Source organism: Bacillus sp. AFS029637 (assembly GCF_002584985.1).
Classification (GTDB): domain Bacteria; phylum Bacillota; class Bacilli; order Bacillales; family Bacillaceae_G; genus Bacillus_A.
Genome location: NZ_NUPZ01000031.1, coordinates 30,112 through 48,002, shown reverse-complemented (window position 1 = coordinate 48,002; position 17,891 = coordinate 30,112). Strand labels below are relative to the sequence as shown.

18 protein-coding genes and 1 riboswitch are annotated in these 17,891 nt (G+C 34.9%); of the genes, 2 read left to right on the top strand and 16 right to left on the bottom strand.

The genetic code is table 11. From position 1 onward, the window contains the following. Positions 1–54: 54 nt before the first annotated feature. From gudB to COE49_RS16320, 8 genes are all read right to left on the bottom strand, one after another. Positions 55–1,341: an NAD-specific glutamate dehydrogenase gene (gene gudB, locus COE49_RS16355; protein ID WP_000225171.1), complete on the bottom strand. Its 1,287-nt coding sequence runs from the start codon at positions 1,339–1,341 to the stop codon at positions 55–57. Positions 1,342–1,607: 266 nt separating this feature from the next. Continuing rightward, the gene (locus COE49_RS16350) at positions 1,608–2,216 is read right to left on the bottom strand and encodes a genetic competence negative regulator (RefSeq protein ID WP_088231597.1); all 609 of its coding nucleotides are present in this window, start codon (positions 2,214–2,216) and stop codon (positions 1,608–1,610) included. Positions 2,217–2,293: 77 nt separating this feature from the next. After that, a complete protein-coding gene (locus COE49_RS16345; RefSeq protein ID WP_140417414.1) occupies positions 2,294–3,169 on the bottom strand; it encodes a MerR family transcriptional regulator in 876 nt (291 codons plus the stop codon). Beyond that, the gene (locus COE49_RS16340; protein ID WP_088231599.1) at positions 3,169–3,945 is read right to left on the bottom strand and encodes a metallophosphoesterase; all 777 of its coding nucleotides are present in this window, start codon (positions 3,943–3,945) and stop codon (positions 3,169–3,171) included. The genes COE49_RS16345 and COE49_RS16340 overlap by 1 nt, the downstream gene beginning before the upstream one ends. A gap of 68 nt (positions 3,946–4,013) precedes the next feature. After that, entirely contained in the window at positions 4,014–4,493 is a 480-nt protein-coding gene (locus COE49_RS16335; protein ID WP_088231600.1) for a LysM peptidoglycan-binding domain-containing protein, read from the bottom strand. 22 nt (positions 4,494–4,515) lie between these two features. Further along, entirely contained in the window at positions 4,516–5,079 is a 564-nt protein-coding gene (locus COE49_RS16330; protein WP_088231601.1) for a CPBP family intramembrane glutamic endopeptidase, read from the bottom strand. Further along, on the bottom strand, positions 5,079–6,608 hold the full coding sequence (locus tag COE49_RS16325; RefSeq protein ID WP_088231602.1) for a RecQ family ATP-dependent DNA helicase: 1,530 nt from the start codon (positions 6,606–6,608) through the stop codon (positions 5,079–5,081). The genes COE49_RS16330 and COE49_RS16325 overlap by 1 nt, the downstream gene beginning before the upstream one ends. Further along, on the bottom strand, positions 6,598–7,659 hold the full coding sequence (locus tag COE49_RS16320; RefSeq protein ID WP_088231603.1) for a YpbB family protein: 1,062 nt from the start codon (positions 7,657–7,659) through the stop codon (positions 6,598–6,600). Before COE49_RS16320 ends, COE49_RS16325 begins: the two co-directional genes overlap by 11 nt. 297 nt (positions 7,660–7,956) lie before the next feature. On the opposite strand from COE49_RS16320, the gene COE49_RS16315 reads away from it, so the two are divergent. Continuing rightward, positions 7,957–8,205, top strand: a complete 249-nt coding sequence (locus tag COE49_RS16315; protein ID WP_088231604.1) for a ferredoxin — start codon at positions 7,957–7,959, stop codon at positions 8,203–8,205. A gap of 116 nt (positions 8,206–8,321) precedes the next feature. Here COE49_RS16315 and COE49_RS16310 read toward each other — a convergent pair whose 3' ends face one another. Beyond that, positions 8,322–8,900: an ECF transporter S component gene (locus COE49_RS16310; RefSeq protein ID WP_000810847.1), complete on the bottom strand. Its 579-nt coding sequence runs from the start codon at positions 8,898–8,900 to the stop codon at positions 8,322–8,324. Between the two features lie 162 nt (positions 8,901–9,062). Beyond that, a riboswitch (FMN riboswitch) is annotated at positions 9,063–9,202 on the bottom strand. A gap of 248 nt (positions 9,203–9,450) precedes the next feature. Here COE49_RS16310 and COE49_RS16305 point away from each other — a divergent pair. After that, positions 9,451–10,137 (top strand): hypothetical protein, encoded by a 687-nt coding sequence (locus COE49_RS16305; protein WP_088231605.1) that lies wholly within the window; start codon positions 9,451–9,453, stop codon positions 10,135–10,137. Between the two features lie 86 nt (positions 10,138–10,223). Here the strand turns inward: COE49_RS16305 and COE49_RS16300 are convergent, their stop codons facing one another. From COE49_RS16300 to resA, 7 genes are all read right to left on the bottom strand, one after another. Further along, entirely contained in the window at positions 10,224–10,838 is a 615-nt protein-coding gene (locus COE49_RS16300) for a peptidoglycan DD-metalloendopeptidase family protein (RefSeq protein ID WP_088231606.1), read from the bottom strand. An 83-nt stretch (positions 10,839–10,921) separates the two neighbouring features. Continuing rightward, positions 10,922–11,503 carry a cob(I)yrinic acid a,c-diamide adenosyltransferase gene (locus tag COE49_RS16295; protein ID WP_088231607.1) on the bottom strand — a complete coding sequence of 194 codons (582 nt, stop codon included), beginning with the start codon at positions 11,501–11,503 and terminating at the stop codon, positions 10,922–10,924. A gap of 121 nt (positions 11,504–11,624) precedes the next feature. Continuing rightward, complete coding sequence (gene resE / locus COE49_RS16290; RefSeq protein ID WP_088231608.1) at positions 11,625–13,400, bottom strand: sensor histidine kinase ResE; 1,776 nt, start codon at positions 13,398–13,400, stop codon at positions 11,625–11,627. Next, positions 13,400–14,116, bottom strand: a complete 717-nt coding sequence (gene resD / locus COE49_RS16285) for a DNA-binding response regulator ResD (protein ID WP_000426862.1) — start codon at positions 14,114–14,116, stop codon at positions 13,400–13,402. The genes resE and resD overlap by 1 nt, the downstream gene beginning before the upstream one ends. Before the next feature lie 302 nt (positions 14,117–14,418). Continuing rightward, positions 14,419–15,576: a cytochrome c biogenesis protein ResC gene (gene resC / locus COE49_RS16280; protein WP_088231609.1), complete on the bottom strand. Its 1,158-nt coding sequence runs from the start codon at positions 15,574–15,576 to the stop codon at positions 14,419–14,421. A 14-nt stretch (positions 15,577–15,590) separates the two neighbouring features. After that, positions 15,591–17,216 (bottom strand): cytochrome c biogenesis protein ResB, encoded by a 1,626-nt coding sequence (resB, locus tag COE49_RS16275; RefSeq protein WP_098945963.1) that lies wholly within the window; start codon positions 17,214–17,216, stop codon positions 15,591–15,593. A gap of 121 nt (positions 17,217–17,337) precedes the next feature. Further along, on the bottom strand, positions 17,338–17,859 hold the full coding sequence (gene resA / locus COE49_RS16270) for a thiol-disulfide oxidoreductase ResA (protein ID WP_088231611.1): 522 nt from the start codon (positions 17,857–17,859) through the stop codon (positions 17,338–17,340). Positions 17,860–17,891 lie beyond the last annotated feature (32 nt).

The following is a 17,891-nucleotide window of genomic DNA, read 5'->3' as shown; positions in this document are numbered from 1 at the left end:
CAACAAAAAAACGTGATTCCCTCGAAAGGAATCACGTTTTCTCACGTTATAATATTATACCCAACCTCTGAAGCGACTTGCTTCAGCCATTTTACGAACACCAACCATATACGCCGCTAAGCGCATGTTCACTTTACGAACTTGTGCTGTTTCATAAATGGAATCAAATGATCTTACCATTACTTTTTCTAAACGTTGCTCTACTTCTTCTTCCGTCCAGTAGTAACCTTGGTTATTTTGCACCCACTCAAAGTAAGATACCGTTACACCACCAGCACTTGCTAATACGTCTGGAACAAGTAAAATTCCGCGATCTGTTAAAATTTTAGTTGCTTCTAATGTTGTTGGACCATTTGCAGCTTCAACAACGATTTTCGCTTTAATATTATTAGCATTTTCTTCTGTAATTTGGTTCTCAATTGCAGCTGGAACTAAAATGTCGCAATCAAGTTCTAACAATTCTTTGTTTGAAATTGTATTATTAAATAGTTTTGTTACTGTACCGAAGCTATCACGACGGTCTAATAAATAATCAATATCTAATCCATTTGGATCATGTAATGCACCGTAAGCATCTGAAATTGCAATAACTTTCGCACCTGCATCATGCATAAATTTAGCTAAGAAGCTACCAGCATTACCGAATCCTTGAACAACAACGCGCGCACCTTTAATATCAATGTCGCGTTTTTTTGCAGCTTCGCGAATACAAATTGTTACACCTTTCGCCGTTGCTGTTTCACGTCCATGTGATCCACCTAATACAAGTGGTTTACCAGTAATAAATCCTGGTGAATTAAATTCATCAATACGGCTATACTCATCCATCATCCATGCCATAATTTGAGAGTTTGTGAATACATCTGGAGCTGGAATATCTTTCGTCGGACCTACGATTTGGCTAATTGCTCGTACATAACCGCGGCTTAATCTTTCTAACTCACGGAATGACATTTCACGTGGGTCACAGATAATTCCACCTTTACCTCCGCCATATGGTAAATCAACAATACCACATTTTAAACTCATCCAGATTGAAAGTGCTTTCACTTCATTTTCTGTCACATTCGGATGGAAGCGAATTCCACCTTTCGTTGGACCAACAGCATCATTATGTTGCGCACGATATCCTGTAAATATTTTAACAGTCCCGTCATCCATACGAACTGGTATTTTCACTGTCATCATACGAATTGGTTCTTTTAATAATTCATATACTTCGTTTGGATAACCCAATTTTTCTAACGCTTCACTAATAACAATTTGTGTCGAATTCAATAGTTCAAAATGTTGTTCCCTTTGTTGTTGAGTTTTTGTTTGAGTTCCCTTTTCGGCTACCATAGTAAGTAAACCCCCTGTAATTTCACTTGTTTAGTAAACCTTCATTGCCTAGTATACACCCTTAAATTTGGAATGCAATAGAAAACGCTAACAAATATATACAAACTATTTTCCGTTGCAAGCGTTTTCACTATTATTATAGTCCTTTTATTACTTTTAGAAAAGTAAAATACTCAAATATTTAAATATTTTTTATTTTTATCAAATACAGTACAAAAAAACGAATATATTTGCCAAATAAAAAGAAAACCTCAAGCTATTCGACATTAGCTGAGGTTTTCTTTCTTCACAAAATAGTTGTGTATTTGTTCAATTGCTTGAGAAGCCATTAATTCCTTACCATACTCCATTATACGATAAATAGTCGCTGTAGACGGATTACCATATTCCGCTAAAATAGCTATAAAATCCGCTTTCAGTAATTGAATTTGCTCCTCTTCTTCCATCCAAAGATAAAAACGCCCATCCCACGTATACAACTTTCCGCCAGTTACACCAAGGTTATATAAGCGATTCGACAGGTTAATTACGTCGTCTAGTGTAGCAAATTCATATAGTATATGTTCGCTTTCATCTAGAGTCACTTGCATTTCAATAAACTCGTCACGGAACTCATCATCTGTATCCATTTCTTGATTTTCTTTCGTTACAATTACAACCATCCCTTGTGCTTGTAGAGAAAATACTTCCACTGCAATCGGACCATCTGCTTCAAATCCTAATTCCTTATTCGCTTCTTGCATCATATCACGAAATAATTGCTGTACTTTCGGTGCATTTCTCCACAAATCTTCTTTCGTTAATCCTCGTTCAGATAAATCGTCAAATGTTAAGAAAATTTTTATCTTATTGTAATTTAATCGTTCCAGCCTCATCTCATACCCTCCCTACGTAACCAATGAATCTAATTTTTATTATATGAAATAGAAAATAGATGGTTCTTTTCGAACAACTATTCTGACATTTTTAACCATCCATCCCATTCTTCCTTCGTATCACCAATTAGGATCGTTTGAATGTTCAACTGATCTCGAGCACTTATTTTCCCTATAAGTCCAACAGAAAGGTTCCTACTTTTTTCTTGTAACGAATTAACAAAGTTCATCGCCTGTTTACATTCTCGTCCATCTTCAAAAGATACAAATACATACTTAGGCTGTATTTGTTCAACAACTGACAACAGACTATCTTCCTCTAAACTTGTCCTAATATATATCGCCTCATATCCTTTTAAGCGCAAATACGTTGAAAAGATAAATCCTTTCAGCATATTATTTTCTAACACAATAACTTTGTGTAAAGAAGAAAGCGATGACGCATTATGATATACCATCCCTAAACGAGTTTGCAAAAAAGATACAACATATTGAAATTGCACCATTGTAATCTCATTATTGTTTTTTAGCGTTAGCAATTTATTTGTCACTTGAAGAATAGTACTTGCAACAACTTTTTCTGTTGAATATATACTAAAAGCCTCGTTTAATAATGCAGAAGTTGTAATTTCATCAAATTTTAACAAAGCTTGTAGCAAATCGTCCACTAAAACAACTTCTTTATCCGAATGTACTTCTTTTTGAACGTTACTCTGCAAACGATTCCCTTCTAATAATTGAACCGCTTGTCCAATCATCATACCGGAAGAAACCTTTTCCATTAACCATTGTAGAGTTTGAATATGCTCCTCTGTATATAAACGATGCCCTGCATGATTTCGCTTTGGGGCAATAATATGATAACGTCTTTCCCATGCACGAAGTGTACTCGGCTGAATTCCAAGTATATTCGAAACAGCTTTTATATTATATTTTCCATTTAGAGCTGGCATCATTTCCCTCCGCATAAAGTAATAATATGAGTTTGAGCAGGTGCTCGAAAACGAAGCGGGATTAATGTTGTTCCATACCCATTACTAACAAAAAGAGTCATATTTGAATGATTATATACGCCACCCTTTAAATATTTTTCAGATGGGAATAATCGAATCTGCCCTCCATGTGTATGTCCACTTAACACAAGTGAAATTTGTTCTGTTCCAGACATTTTATTTATTATATCAGGGTTATGACTAATTAATATGCGAAAACCCTCTTCTTTACAATCAGCCAACGCTAAATCTAAACGATCACGTTTTAACCCAACATCATCTACACCGAGCAAGCAAATTTTCTCCCCTAATTCAGACTCAAATACAACTCGTGTATTATCTAAAACTTTCACATTATTTTCTAATAACAAAGCATCTAATTCATGATATTCAATCTCATAATCATTATTTCCCCATACAAAATATACAGGAGCTACCTCTCTTAATTTTTGAATATTTGCAGAGATTTTCGATAAGGGTACGCCTTTTTCTGCCAAATCGCCACCAATAATAACGAGATCTACTTTTCCTTTTACTTGTTCAATTATCGAACTTGAAATAACTCTTCTATGAATATCAGAAATAAAAAATACATTTACTTTTTGAAAACTTTTCGGAAATTCTTTAAACACTAAAGTATGTTTCAACACAGTATTACGCATCGCTTCTTTATACATCACAAGAAGAAATAGAATACCAATACATATGAGAGTACTTAATAATATAATCCATATCATATATTTTCCTCCCCTCCTCATAAAGGTAATCCTCGGTTTTTATAACAAACTATGAATCACTTATTTTATTAGCTTTCTTGCTCTGCGGACTTATCTTTTATCGGAATTTTTAATTCTTGCCCCACACTTACTTCATCTTCTTGTAAATTATTATATTTTTTAATCACTTCAATCCCACTGTCATCTGAAAAATATTGCTTCGCTATACTCTCTAAAGTTTCTCCCTCTTTCACCGTATGCGTTGCCACTTTCTCAGACTGTTTTGGTGATTCGGATTTAGCTGAATCAAAGAAAATTACTTCAAATGCACTTTTCGCAGCATTATTACTATCACTTTTCACCTGAATATACTTATCTGTATACCACAATATACTAATTGGTAGCAATATGAACAGCAATGTTAAAACCCGGACGAAAATATGATTCATTTTAAATTTTTGTTTTTTCTCTTTATTCCTATGAATTTCACTACGCGGCGGTAAACTTTCATTTTCTTCCACTCGCTCAACTTCTATTTCCTCTTCAAAATCAGGAATTCGTTTCCTCATGTTGTTCACCACCACCTTCCATTTATTTTCTTAATTGGAGCCCCATTATAAAATCAACAAGAAAGTGTGCAAAGATTGTTATAAACAAATTTCCTGTCCATTCAAATACATAACCAAAGACAAAACTAATGAAACAGACGAAACAAAACAAAAACGGTTTTTTTATATAACGAATATGTAACACTGCAAATACGAAACTCGCTATTACAATTCCAAAATGAGTCTGCACTACACCTCTAAATAAAAATTCTTCCGCGAAGCCGATCACAAACGTAATAACGAGTAATTGCATAACTGACATTCCTTGAAACATTTTATCGTTAATACCCCCATCATCAAACCATGACTCTGGAAATACTCGCATTGCAACATAATCTAATAACACAATACCAATCGCTAACAAACCACCTATTATGAGTATAGAAACCGGTTCCCATTTCCAAAGACTATACACTGCCTCTATATCTTGAAACAATATATATGCGAGTAAACAGCCAATACCAATGATAATTAACTGTGTTATATACAAATTCAGCCTTATTTCCTTTGGACTCATATCTTCAATATTATGCCTTTGAATGTTCATCATTCCCCCATCTTTTCTAGGCCGAAAAGCTTTTGTAACTCTGTTTCCCAATTATAGTCGAAATCCGATTGTTGCGCTTGTCTTTTTTTATAATCTGTTTTTGTAATACTACAGTAGTCGCAGCAATTTTTTAACTCGTTCTCTTTTCTATAACCGAACTGTTGCAACAAATATTCACGTCTACACCCTTTAACTTGTATCCATGACTTCATGTTTTCTAACTCACTATATTTATTACGTAGCCTTAATTCTACTTCAGCTATTATTCTATTCATAATTTCATCTGACAAGCTCTCCAATATTAATTTTCGCTGTTGTATGATTCCAAGCTGTTCGAGATGATAGCGGATAAAACGCCAATATTGTTCATTAAATCTTGCTGCATTATAACAAATTTCCTCTACATCTTCTATTGGTAATTCTTTCGTTTGAAACATCCTTTCTTGTAGTAACGAAAATAAAAATTGTATTTGTGACTTACTTGGCAATTCATCCTCTATTATTGAAATTGGCAAATCGTGATCTAACGGACTACATAATAAAATGGCGATACTCGGTTCACCATCTCTTCCTGCCCTTCCGATTTCTTGTAAATAAGACGCTATATTAGTCGGATAATGGAAATGAATAATATATCTCGTATTCGACTTATTTACCCCCATACCAAAAGCACTTGTACATATTACAAGTTGCAACTGATTATTCATAAACTGTTGTTGAATTAACATACGCTCTTCATGTTCCATACCACCATGATAAAAAGCTACACCAGTAACGCCTTTCCCTCTTAAATATTCCGTTAAACGTTCTGTCCACGCTCTACTTGAACAATATACAATCCCAGGACCTTGTAAATACATCACCTGATCAAAAAGCGCCTCTTTCTTCTCTTCTATCGTCTCTACAAATTGTACTTCCATTGCAATATTCGGTCGATCAATAGAGTACACATGCTGCGTGACATTCTTTAAATTTAAACTCTCTTCTATATCTCGCAGTACACCTTTTGTCGCTGTGGCCGTTAATGCTAGTACGGCAGGGGATCCAATGCTATCAATTACTTGATCTAACTTTTTATAATCCGGACGAAAATCATAGCCCCATTGTGAAATACAATGAGCCTCATCAACAACAAATAATGAAATATGAACTTTCTTCAATTCTCTTATTAACAATTCCGACTGCAACATCTCTGGTGAAACAAAAATAAATTTATAAGAAGCTAATTTTTTCATTGCTTCTCTTTTTTCATTTAATGTCCGAAAACTATTAAATGCGATTACTCTATTTTTCACAATATACTTTAATTGTGTAACCTGGTCTTCCATCAAAGATAATAACGGCGATACAACAAGGACTGTGCCTTCTTGCATTAAACCTGGAAGTTGATAGCACATAGACTTCCCCCTTCCGGTCGGAAGCATTGCTATTACATCTTTTCCTTCCAGTAGGTCTGTAATAACCCCTTTTTGTCCTGGACGAAATTCAGAATATCCAAACCACTTATATAAATATTCCTCAAGTTTCATTTATACCCTCCATACGTGCCAATACAAGGCGGACTTCAAAATAAGAGATATTTTCCCCAACCGCTTGTTTCAATTCACGCAACTTGCGTGTTTGTAATGTCTCAATTACTTTTGTTACTTTGTCTATTTTTTCTTTTTCCATAAACATCTCAATGGAAAACTCTTTTTCCCGCAAAGCAATTTCCACAAAATGATCTTCTATCGTTGCTACCTTTAAATTTCTAATTGTCGCTATCTCCTCTAAAGAACGCCCTTGTCTCCAAAAATTATATGTTTTTTTCGTTGATAAACTAAATAATTCAGCTCTTTCATTTGGATAAGATATAATTTCAGCTAATAGCGGAAATTCTTTTTCTTGATCGCGCACTGCTTGTATAAAGAAGTGAATTGTGCCCCAAAATAAAAAATACACCCTGAATATATCTTGTTTCGTAATCTCTGCTAATTGTTGCAATGTACAACCGATGCGTTCATAACCTGTTAGTCGATATGTTACAATCGTCGCTTCTACCACATTACTTCTCCCTAAAAGATTATGTATTTCTTTCCATAACCTTTTCGCCAATTCACTTCTCCTATACGGCATTCCGGTAAGAAAGCGTTTCACCCATACCATTATTTCAGCATCTTGTTGAATCGGGATGAATTTCGTATTATTCTGTTGTAAATTTGATACAGTTTGAATAATTAATGATAACCTTTTCCAAAACGTGTCACCTAATTCACCATAGTGCAAACCGTGTAAATACGTTGGAAAAGCATAATCTTCCTCCCATTTATGTAACTGCGCTTTACCTATAGGCGTTAACACATATGTATTTTCATGTATTTCCTGCATACAATCTGCTTGCAACAACTTTGCAACTTCATGATCATAGTCAGTTCTATTTAACGATTTATATATTCCGAACAAAAAAGAAATTCGGAACATGTTTCCATCTTGTAACGTTTGCGAAGAACGTTTTCCTTTTAATAAATAATAAATAGAAGAAACGGTTCTTTCACCATTCAATTGTCTCAAACAATACAATAATGTATATTGTAGTTGCATTACCGCTTCCACCTTCCAATCTAACTTTATTCTTTTTGAGTATGATTGCATCGGCTATGTTACTTATTAAACTTATCATATAGGCAATATATACTCGTATATATTCTATTGTACCAAACGAAATAACATTTACATATTTTGAAAATCTTATGACATAATTCAAAAATAAGTTGACACCCTAATTGATAAGCATTATCATTATAATTTTATGTTGAAAAGTTTTAAAAACCGTTTTACAATAAAGTTATAATTTTTATGACGAGCTTTTCACATACATATTATCAGGAGGGAAAAAAGATGGCAAAATATACAATCGTTGATAAAGATACTTGTATTGCATGTGGTGCTTGTGGCGCTGCTGCACCAGACATTTATGACTATGATGATGAAGGTATTGCATTTGTAACATTAGACGATAACCAAGGTATCGTTGAAATTCCAGATGTATTACTTGAAGATATGATGGATGCTTTCGAAGGTTGTCCAACTGACTCAATTAAAGTTGCTGACGAATCATTTGAAGGCGACGCTTTAAAATTCGAGTAGTCTTTTATTAACTTCAAAAAATGCCCCTCATATTAATGAGGGGCATTTTTTGTTTTCATGATACTTAATAAAAAACCATTAGTAGTTCCATACTACTAATGGTTTTATTTTATCTTTTATGCATTTTTCATTTTTGCAAACACCCATACTTTTAGGCGTGAAAATAACGCTACAAATACAATTGTCACAACAATTCCTTTAATCAAATTAAACGGTAAGATTGCCGTTACAACTGTTGTTCTTATCGCCTCACTAGACATAGCTGGTGAATTTAAAAACCAAGTGTAAGCTGGGAATATGATGATGTAATTTAATACACTCATAATAAGCGCCATTGTAATTGTCCCTAGCATTAATCCTGACGTTAAACTCTTTACAGTACGATACTTTCTAAATAAGAAAGCTGCTGGTCCAATAAATAAACATCCTGCAATAAAGTTTGCAATTTCTCCAACTGGCACTCCCGTTAAACTTCCTTGAATCCCGTAATGTAAAATATTCTTTATCGCCTCTACAATTACCCCCGCAATTGGTCCGAAGATAATCGCTGCAATTAAAGCTGGTACATCACTAAAATCAATTTTTAAAAATGGCGGAAGCCCTGGGAACGGGAAATCCAACATCATCAGTAAATATGCAATACTACTTAGCATCGCTACACTCACCATCTGCACTACACTGTTTTTTTGTTTCATCTTTCTCTCTCCTTTTCCATCGATCATCTCATGGAAAGTGGAAAGGTTCTGCTATGCCTATTTTTTCATAGAACGAAAAAACCCTTTGTGTTTTACACAAAGGGAGAATTTAAGGCACATCAAACAGACGTTCAAATACCTATCTTTTTTGAACGCTTGAACCTCCATCTTCTCCCATCCAGACTATACTGTCGGCTTTGGAATCACACCAAATCCTGCCTTAACGGCTCGCGGGCTTAGAACAAAATCATACATAGTTCATCACCGCCGGTCGGGATTTTCACCCTGCCCCGAAGATAGACCGATATTCTATTTTCCCCTTCATTATACAACAACCTTATAACATTGTGAACTAAAAAATTGTAACTTATTAAAAATTAGTTATTTATTTTTAATAACCACATGGAAATGACGAAATATTTTACAATACAACCCATATTTTTTATTATTCGTCATTTCTCTTATGAATTCCCTAGTCATATATAATTAAAAGTGATAAGATGTTGAATTGTTAAGATAAGAACATTTTCTGAATTATGGAGGAAATGTCATGAAGAAAGATAAGAGACACTCTATTCGAGAAGCAATGAAAAAAAGTTTAAGAAAAGAATACTTTTACTTAAAAAAAGAATTACTTTTCTGCTGTCCAATTGATTTAGGCACATTCTCAAGCGAGACATACTATGCTGCTTTCGATGAAGATGGCATCAGTATTTATCAGTATGATAAAAAATCAGAAAGTAAATTAAAATTGTGCGAGCGTCATCCATGGAAGAATTGGAATAAAGTGAAGGTTGATCACTATTTGACAACATCTCAATTTATTTTTCAAGGTGAGCGAAACTGGATTTTATCCCTTTTCCAAAAAGGAAAAGAAGCTCAAAAAATTATCGAAGAGCATACACCTTTACAAACAGAAGTTGTTTCCCGCTCTTTCTTAAAAAAACTTCCTGGTTTTCGTTCTAATACACCGTTGAATAAATACATCGGCAGCATTTGCTACACTGCACTTATTGCATTTTTATTAAAATGGATGATTCCATTTCAAGCACCACAAATCGCCCTGTACTCTATTTCAATTGGTTGTATGCTTCTTGGTCTACTCTGTCTGACAATTGGTTTAATTGAACCGACTATTGTACTGTTTCGGACAAATGAGAAAACAAGAACAAAAGTCTTTTACTTATATAGCTACTTAGCTATTTCTGGATTTATATGTGTCTTTATTTTTTGGTAAAAGAAACCGTCCCAAAATATATTTGGGACGGTTTTCTTTTAGAAATAGGTTGCTCTTTTTATAATTATATTTTCAGGACGTTTCACTTACTTAACGTATAATTGTTGATTTGGATAAATCCGCTCTTGCTGCAATCCATTTTTTTCTTTAATCTCATTAACTGTCATACTAAATTTCCGTGCAATTCCGACTAAAGTATCTCCTTTTTGCACGACATATAATGATGAGGATACGACTTCATTTTTTTGTTCATTTAAAACAAACAATGGATTCACCGCATTCTTTTTCGCCATCGTCCATCTCCCTTGATGAACTTCTAAATGTAAGTGCGCACCCCGCGATTCTCCTGTATTCCCCACTTCTCCAACTATTTCTCCTTTTGAAATATGATCCCCTTGAACTACATATCTCTTATTTAAATGTGCATACACAGCCTCATATTCTCCATGTTTAATAAATACAACATTCCCATAACTACTTGAATAATAAGACTTTGTAACCTTACCATCTTGAATAGCTGCCACAGGCGCTCCGATCGGTGCAGCTATATCAATACCATAGTGTTTTCCATTTCTTGTCCCAAAATAATCACTTATCTGACCTTCAACGGGCCATGTCCATCGATTCTCTTCTGCATAAACATGTAATTGAGATACATACAGTACAGTCAATAACATGACTCCACACTTTAACACTTTCATATACATCCTCCGTTTTCTAATCACCGCCATACCTTCTCTATTTTGGTATATTACAGAAAAAAGTATACAAAAAAGAAAGTGAATTACTCCACTTCCTTCTCTTTCTTATCACGAAAAACTAATGCGCTGCGGTTATACTCCACATCTTTCACTTGTAATCGAGCATTTATTACTCTAGCTACCGCAAACAAATAATCAGATAATCTATTTACATACTTTAGAACAACCTCATTTATATCACTTTCTTTTTGCAATGATACGATAGAGCGCTCTGCTCTTCTTACAACCGTACGCGCAATATGAATAACAGCTGCTGCCTCGCTACCACCTGGCAAAATAAAACGCTCTAACGGCGGTGCTTCTTCTATATACAAATCAATCCTTTTTTCTAAGTTTTCAACCATATCGATTGTCACTTTGTAAGGAATTTTTTGCTCTACTATCGCCAAGTCTCCTCCGCAATCAAATAGTTCATGTTGAATATTTTCAAGTTCATTGTAAATATTTTCAAAAGATTGTTTCTGGAGCTTAGTCATTGCATATCCAATATGAGAATTCGCCTCGTCTATTGTTCCATATGCTTCTACACGGATATCATCCTTATCCACTCGGCCACCTATTACGCTCGTTGTTCCTTTATCTCCTGTTTTTGTGTATAATTTCATTTCTCCTCAGCCCCTTTCAACTAATATAGAAAAAAGTCCTACTATTATTTATTTAATTGCATTTACAAAAAAATAAAAAAACAGTAGAACTTTATTCATTACCAACTTTAAAAACACATATCTAAATTATACGATTAGGTAAATATACAGAGAATGTAGTTCCTTCTCCAACAACACTTGAAACAGAGATTTTCCCATCATGACCTTGAACAATATTTTTAGCAATCGCAAGCCCAAGTCCGGTTCCACCTTTTTTCCCGCGCGTTCTCGCTTTATCAGCTTTATAAAAACGATCAAACAAGAACGGAATATCTTCTTCAGGAATACCCGCACCTGAATCTTGTACTTCGAAAGTAAGGCCATTATTTTCCGTATTCATTACAAGTGCAACACGCCCACCTGCATTCGTATGACGGATTGCATTATCAATTAAATTCGTCAACACCTGTTCCATACGGTCTGCATCAAACGGATATTGTTCAATTGGGCTTTGGAAATCAACTGTTAGTTCAACTTCTTTATCCTTTGCAATCCCTTGGAATTTACGACCAATTTTTTCAACAAATGGATGAATATCCACTTCACCTATATGTAACTCTACATGACCACTTTCCATACGCGCTAAATCTAATAACTCATTTACAAGTTTACCTAAACGAACAGATTCATCATAAATGATTTGAACAAATTCATTAATTTCTTCTTTCGTTTGCACAATATCATCTAAAATCGCTTCACTATATCCTTGAAGCATTACCATCGGTGTACGAAGTTCATGTGATACATTCGCAATAAAGTCTTGACGCATCTTCTCCAGACGACGTTCTTCTGTCATATCACGCAACACTGCTACAGCCCCACGAATTTTCGTTTGATTGTAAAGTGGTGTCATAAGAACTACATAGTTCCCTTTTTGTAAATTAATTTCAACAACTTGTTGTTGCTCGCTTTCTACAACGAGATGGAATAGTTCAACAAGTTCAGAAGGTAGTTTTTTACTTAGTTCTATCTCTTTCTCTTCTTGCCAAACTTGTAAGAAATGTTCAGCCGGTGGATTGATTACAACGACTTCACCTTCTTGATTTAACGTAATAACTCCATCTGCCATACTACTTAAAATACTAGCTAACTGCTCTTTTTCTTGTTGCAAAGCATTCATGTTAAACTTCAACTGTTTTCCCATTTGATTTAAGGCCGTTGCAAGCTCACCGATTTCATCCTGAGATACCATAGGGGCTTTCGCATCAAACTTGCCACGAGCCACTTCAAAAGCAACCTCACGCATTTTCCTTAATGGGGCTGTAATTCGAGTAGATAAGAAGAACGCGAAGAAAGTTGTTAAAATAATCGCAATCCCAGCTGATAAGAAAATGAAATCAGTCGTTCTCTCCATACCTTGTATCGGAACTTGTAACGATTCATATACGAACACAGCACTTTGATTTTTTGACTGCACTGGTTTCCCGACAATCATAATATCATTTTCAGTATTTTTATTCCTTCTACTATTAGAAGCTTTTCTAATGTTATTCTTAATTTCTTTTTTGTCTGTAAAAACAGCCGCTAATTCTTTATCTTCTTTCAAATCATCCATTGTAAGAGTAACTAATCCTTCTTGTTTCGGCGAAGAAGATATTTCCTTACCATCTTCTACAATAATAATCCTTGAAAGCGGATCAGAGAATTTGTACGCGATATTCTCAATCGTTTTTACATCAGCACCTTCTTCAATTAGCTCTGAAACACTTGTTGCGACTTTCTGAAGCCTAGCTTCACTCATATCAACATAGTACGTTCTAAAAAACTGCGAAAGTAAAATCGCAACAAATCCAAGAACAAACGAAACGAGAAGTAATATGGTCATCCATAACTTCCCTACTACACTTCTCCAAAGCATCAGTCGTTCACAACCTCAAACTTGTATCCAACGCCCCAAACCGTAACAATCATCTTCGCTGCATCTGGTGATTTTTTGCTCAACTTCTCACGTAAACGCTTTACATGTGTATCAACTGTACGTAAATCTCCAAAGAATTCATACTGCCATACTTCTTTTAACAATTGCTCACGATCGAATACTTTATCAGGCGCTTTCGCTAAAAATAATAGTAATTCGTACTCTTTCGGTGTTAAGTTCACTTCATTACCATCTGCTGTAACACGGTGTGCATCATTATCAATTGTTAAATGCGGGAATACAGTAACATCTTTTGTCGTTGTATCTTGTGTAAAGAATGTTGTCGGTACAGAGCGACGTAATACCGCTTTCACACGAAGCACTACTTCACGCGGGCTAAATGGTTTCACAATATAATCATCTGTTCCTACCTCAAACCCTTGTACTCTATTTACTTCTTCACCTTTTGCTGTCAGCATAATAATTGGTGTTGCTTTCTTCTCACGAACCCCTTTGCACACTTCGATACCGTCTTTACCAGGCATCATAAGATCTAATAAGATTAAATCATAATCATTTTGCAGTGCCATTTCTAAAGCTGTATCACCATTATCTGCTTCTTCAATTGTGTATTGTTCTCTTTCTAAATACATTTTCAATAGACGACGGATACGATCCTCATCATCTACAATTAAAATTCTTGATTCATTTTCCATTTCTACCCGCTGCGTATTTTTAACACAACGGTTCACACCTACCCTTCTACACTATTATGTTGCGCTATTCTCGTTTATTTAAGCAATCTTCTAAATGTTTCACTTCCCATATTATGCTTCACAAGAATAATAAATTTTGTTCAATTTTTTTCCAAAACTATGTATTTTTTTTGAACAGTATATAATGTCCTCGACATCATTTTACAAAATCAACCGCTACTTTGTCATGTTTTTCTCAAAAAAGAAGAAAAGTTGACAAAAATAAAATAGGAAAGTGACATACACTCTCCCATTTTATTTCTCTATGCGTATGAATGTAAACCCGCAATAATTAAGTTTACTACAATAAAATTAAACATTATGATTGCAAAACCAATTACTGCTAACCACGCTGATTTCTCTCCATGCCATCCTTTTGATAATCGTAAATGTAATACCGCAGCATAAAAGAGCCAAGTAATAAGCGCCCAAACCTCTTTTGGATCCCATCCCCAAAAACGCGTCCAAGCGATTTGAGCCCAAATCATCGCAAAGATTAAAGCTCCTAATGTAAACACCGGGAATCCAATTGCAATAGAACGATATCCGATCTCATCTAGTAAATCACTATTCGTATTCTTTACTAACGGCTGAAGTGCCGCCGATACTCGCTTTCGCAAAACAAGTCTTAATACAATATAAAGTAATGTTCCAACTAACACTGACCAAATGACAGTATTTAATTTTTTCGCATTTACAATCGCTGGGACTTCAGCTTTTGGCTCTAATTTATTTTCTGTCAGTAACTTCCCTTCGTGCGGTCCAACTAATGCCGGAAGATTATACTTCATCTCAACTTGCTGTTCATTTTTATCAATCCATTGAAACTTCGCTTCATATTTCATACCCGAAAATACCGTTGTTACTCCAATAAACCCAACTGTACAAACAAGTGTGAACACTACCGTCTCTAGCCAAAATGTACGTTTACTTCTCGTAGATTGATCTACATTTTTCAATAAATACATCACGCCCGTAATAAAACTAATCGCTAAAATCGCTTGTCCTGCAGCTGCAGTCGTCACGTGAATATGTAACCAATTACTTTTTAAAGACGGAATGAGCGGAGATATTTCTCTCGGAAACATGCTTGCATAGGCAATTAATAAAAGCGCAACTGGTAATGCAAATAGTCCGATTATACTTACGCGGTACATAAAATACATGACAATAAATGCGCCGACAAGCATCATACCGAAAAATGTACCGAATTCAAAAAAGTTACTAACTGGCGCATGCCCTGATGCAATCCACCTTGTAACAAAATATATTGTTTGTGCTATAAACCCTACAATTGTAATCGTTATTCCTACATTTGCCCATTTATGACCCTTTTCTTTAATTGCTCCCCCAAAAAATAGAGTTGCAACTAAATATAAAATAAATGCGGTAAAGAGAAAGTTACTACTTATTTGCACCATATCGTTTCCCCACCTTAACTAATTTTTTTATCCGTTACTTTATCATTCGGCTGCGGAATTGCTGTACCTTCTAGTACTCTTTCAATATCTTTCTTTAAACCGAACCAATTTTTATTCGTATGTCCTGCAATCCACCATTCATCATTAACACGTTGTATCCAAATACGGCGATGATTCCAATACATACCTTGAATCACACCAACCATAAATATAAATCCTCCAATACCGAGAATCCAAAGCGTTAAATCTTTCCTTACAGTAAGTGCTGTCGCATTTTGCATTTCAACACCTGCAAATGACATTTTATATTTGTTATTCCCATCAGGTTCTATATTTTGCTGAATACCAACAAAACTCACTTCACCATCTGGTGTTTCAGGCGTAAACATTTTAAACACAAATGCAGGGTTGTTTGGTAATTTTGTTTTCGTATTCGGTCTTCCACTCTCATCAAAATAAAAATCAGGAAAATAGCTTAATAGTTCTAGAGAATAACCATTTCCTAAATCATATTTTTCTGAAGGGTCTGCTAAATTTACTTTAATTGGTCCCCACTTTTGATTATTTTCTTTATTTTGCAAGTTAAAGGACATACTTTTAAATTCACTTTCTTTATAATCGACTTGATACACTGCAAATTGATCAAATTTCAACGACTCGTTCACTCGAATTTCCGCTTCTTTTACTTTTTTCAATTTCGGTTCTTGCCCTGCTATATTTTCGCCTACCACCTTATATAATACAGCGTTTGTTTGGAAGTTTTTCGCAATCATTTTATCGCCTACACGATCAATTGCTTCATCATAAACTTCCTTGTCCTTACTTTTATCATAAACTTCCTTTATAAACTTCTCATTTTTTAAATAGTATTGCCCCTCCGTCCCTGGTATTTCTTTCATTTCACCATCACGTAACCAGAGCGCTTCATCTACGTACATGCTTGGTAAAGAACGAAGCATTACACCAAATAGGAAGATAATAAGACCGATATGATTTACATATGGACCCCAACGCGAGAAACGTCCCTTTTCTGCTAAAACGTTTCCGTCTTCCACTTTCACATTATAGTTCGCTTTCTTTAAATTCTTTTGCACTCTTTCCAGGTCACCATCTTGCGGTGTACCAGTTCCGTATAACCTTTGTCTCTTTAAAAAGCTAGGATGTCTTTTTACACCTTGCTTTTTTAAAGCTTTATAAAGCGGAATGACACGATCTAAACTACATATCACTAGTGAAATACCGATAGAGGCAATTAACATCCTGTACCACAATGAACCATACAAATTATTAAATCCCAATTGATAGTATAATTGCCCTAAAAATCCGTATTCTTGTTCATAATATTCAGCTGGTGCAATCCCCGGAGTTATGTACATTTCTTGCGGAAAAATAGTTCCGATCGCCGATGCTGCTAAAGTAATTACGATTAGCCATACACCCACTTTTACAGAAGAGAAAAAACTCCAAATTTTATCGACTATCGTTTTTGTATGCGTGAGAGATCTCCGAGCACTCCCTTCATAGCGCATATCCAATAGTTTTACATTTTCATTGCTTTCAAATGGTTTCCCACAAGCTTCACAAAAAACGGTTCCTATCGGATTAACATGTCCACATTCACACTTAATTTCTTTCAACACTCTCACCGCCCCTGTATCTATATGTACTATTGTATATTCTAACCTCAAGTTACCGCAATACTCAGAATTTTTAAACTGGAGGTGCTATAAGTGTGCACCTCGTATGTAAAGGCTTTCTTTATTACGGCGTAATTTTCTTTAAATATCCTTCTAGCTGTTCTTTCGTTTGTTCACCTATAATTTGCTCCACTACTTTTCCATCTTTATCAATCAAGAAGCTTGTCGGCAATGGACCTACTCCATATGTTCCTATAATCTTTTGTCCTTTATCAATGGCAACCGGGAACTTCAATCCATATTGGTTCACAAAGTTCTTTACTGCAATATCCGTTTCATCTGCATCTATCGCAATAATTTCAACGCCTTTTTCTTTATACTTCGGATATAGTTCATTCATATAAGGCATTTCTTTTTCACAAGGTTTACACCAAGTACCCCAAAAATTTAAAAATACACCTTTTCCCTTTAAATCTTTTAATTCAATTTTCTTTCCTTCTAAATCTGTCACAACAAAGTTAGGTGCTTCTTTTCCGATTTGCATTTTCTCTTTATCAGCAAAGAATCCTTGATAAAGTGTAAACCCTACAGCACTGCTTAAAATGAGCAAAATAATAACGCGAAATAATAAGCGATTTTTTTTCATATTGTCTCCCCTCTCTTCGACGAGTGATGAAT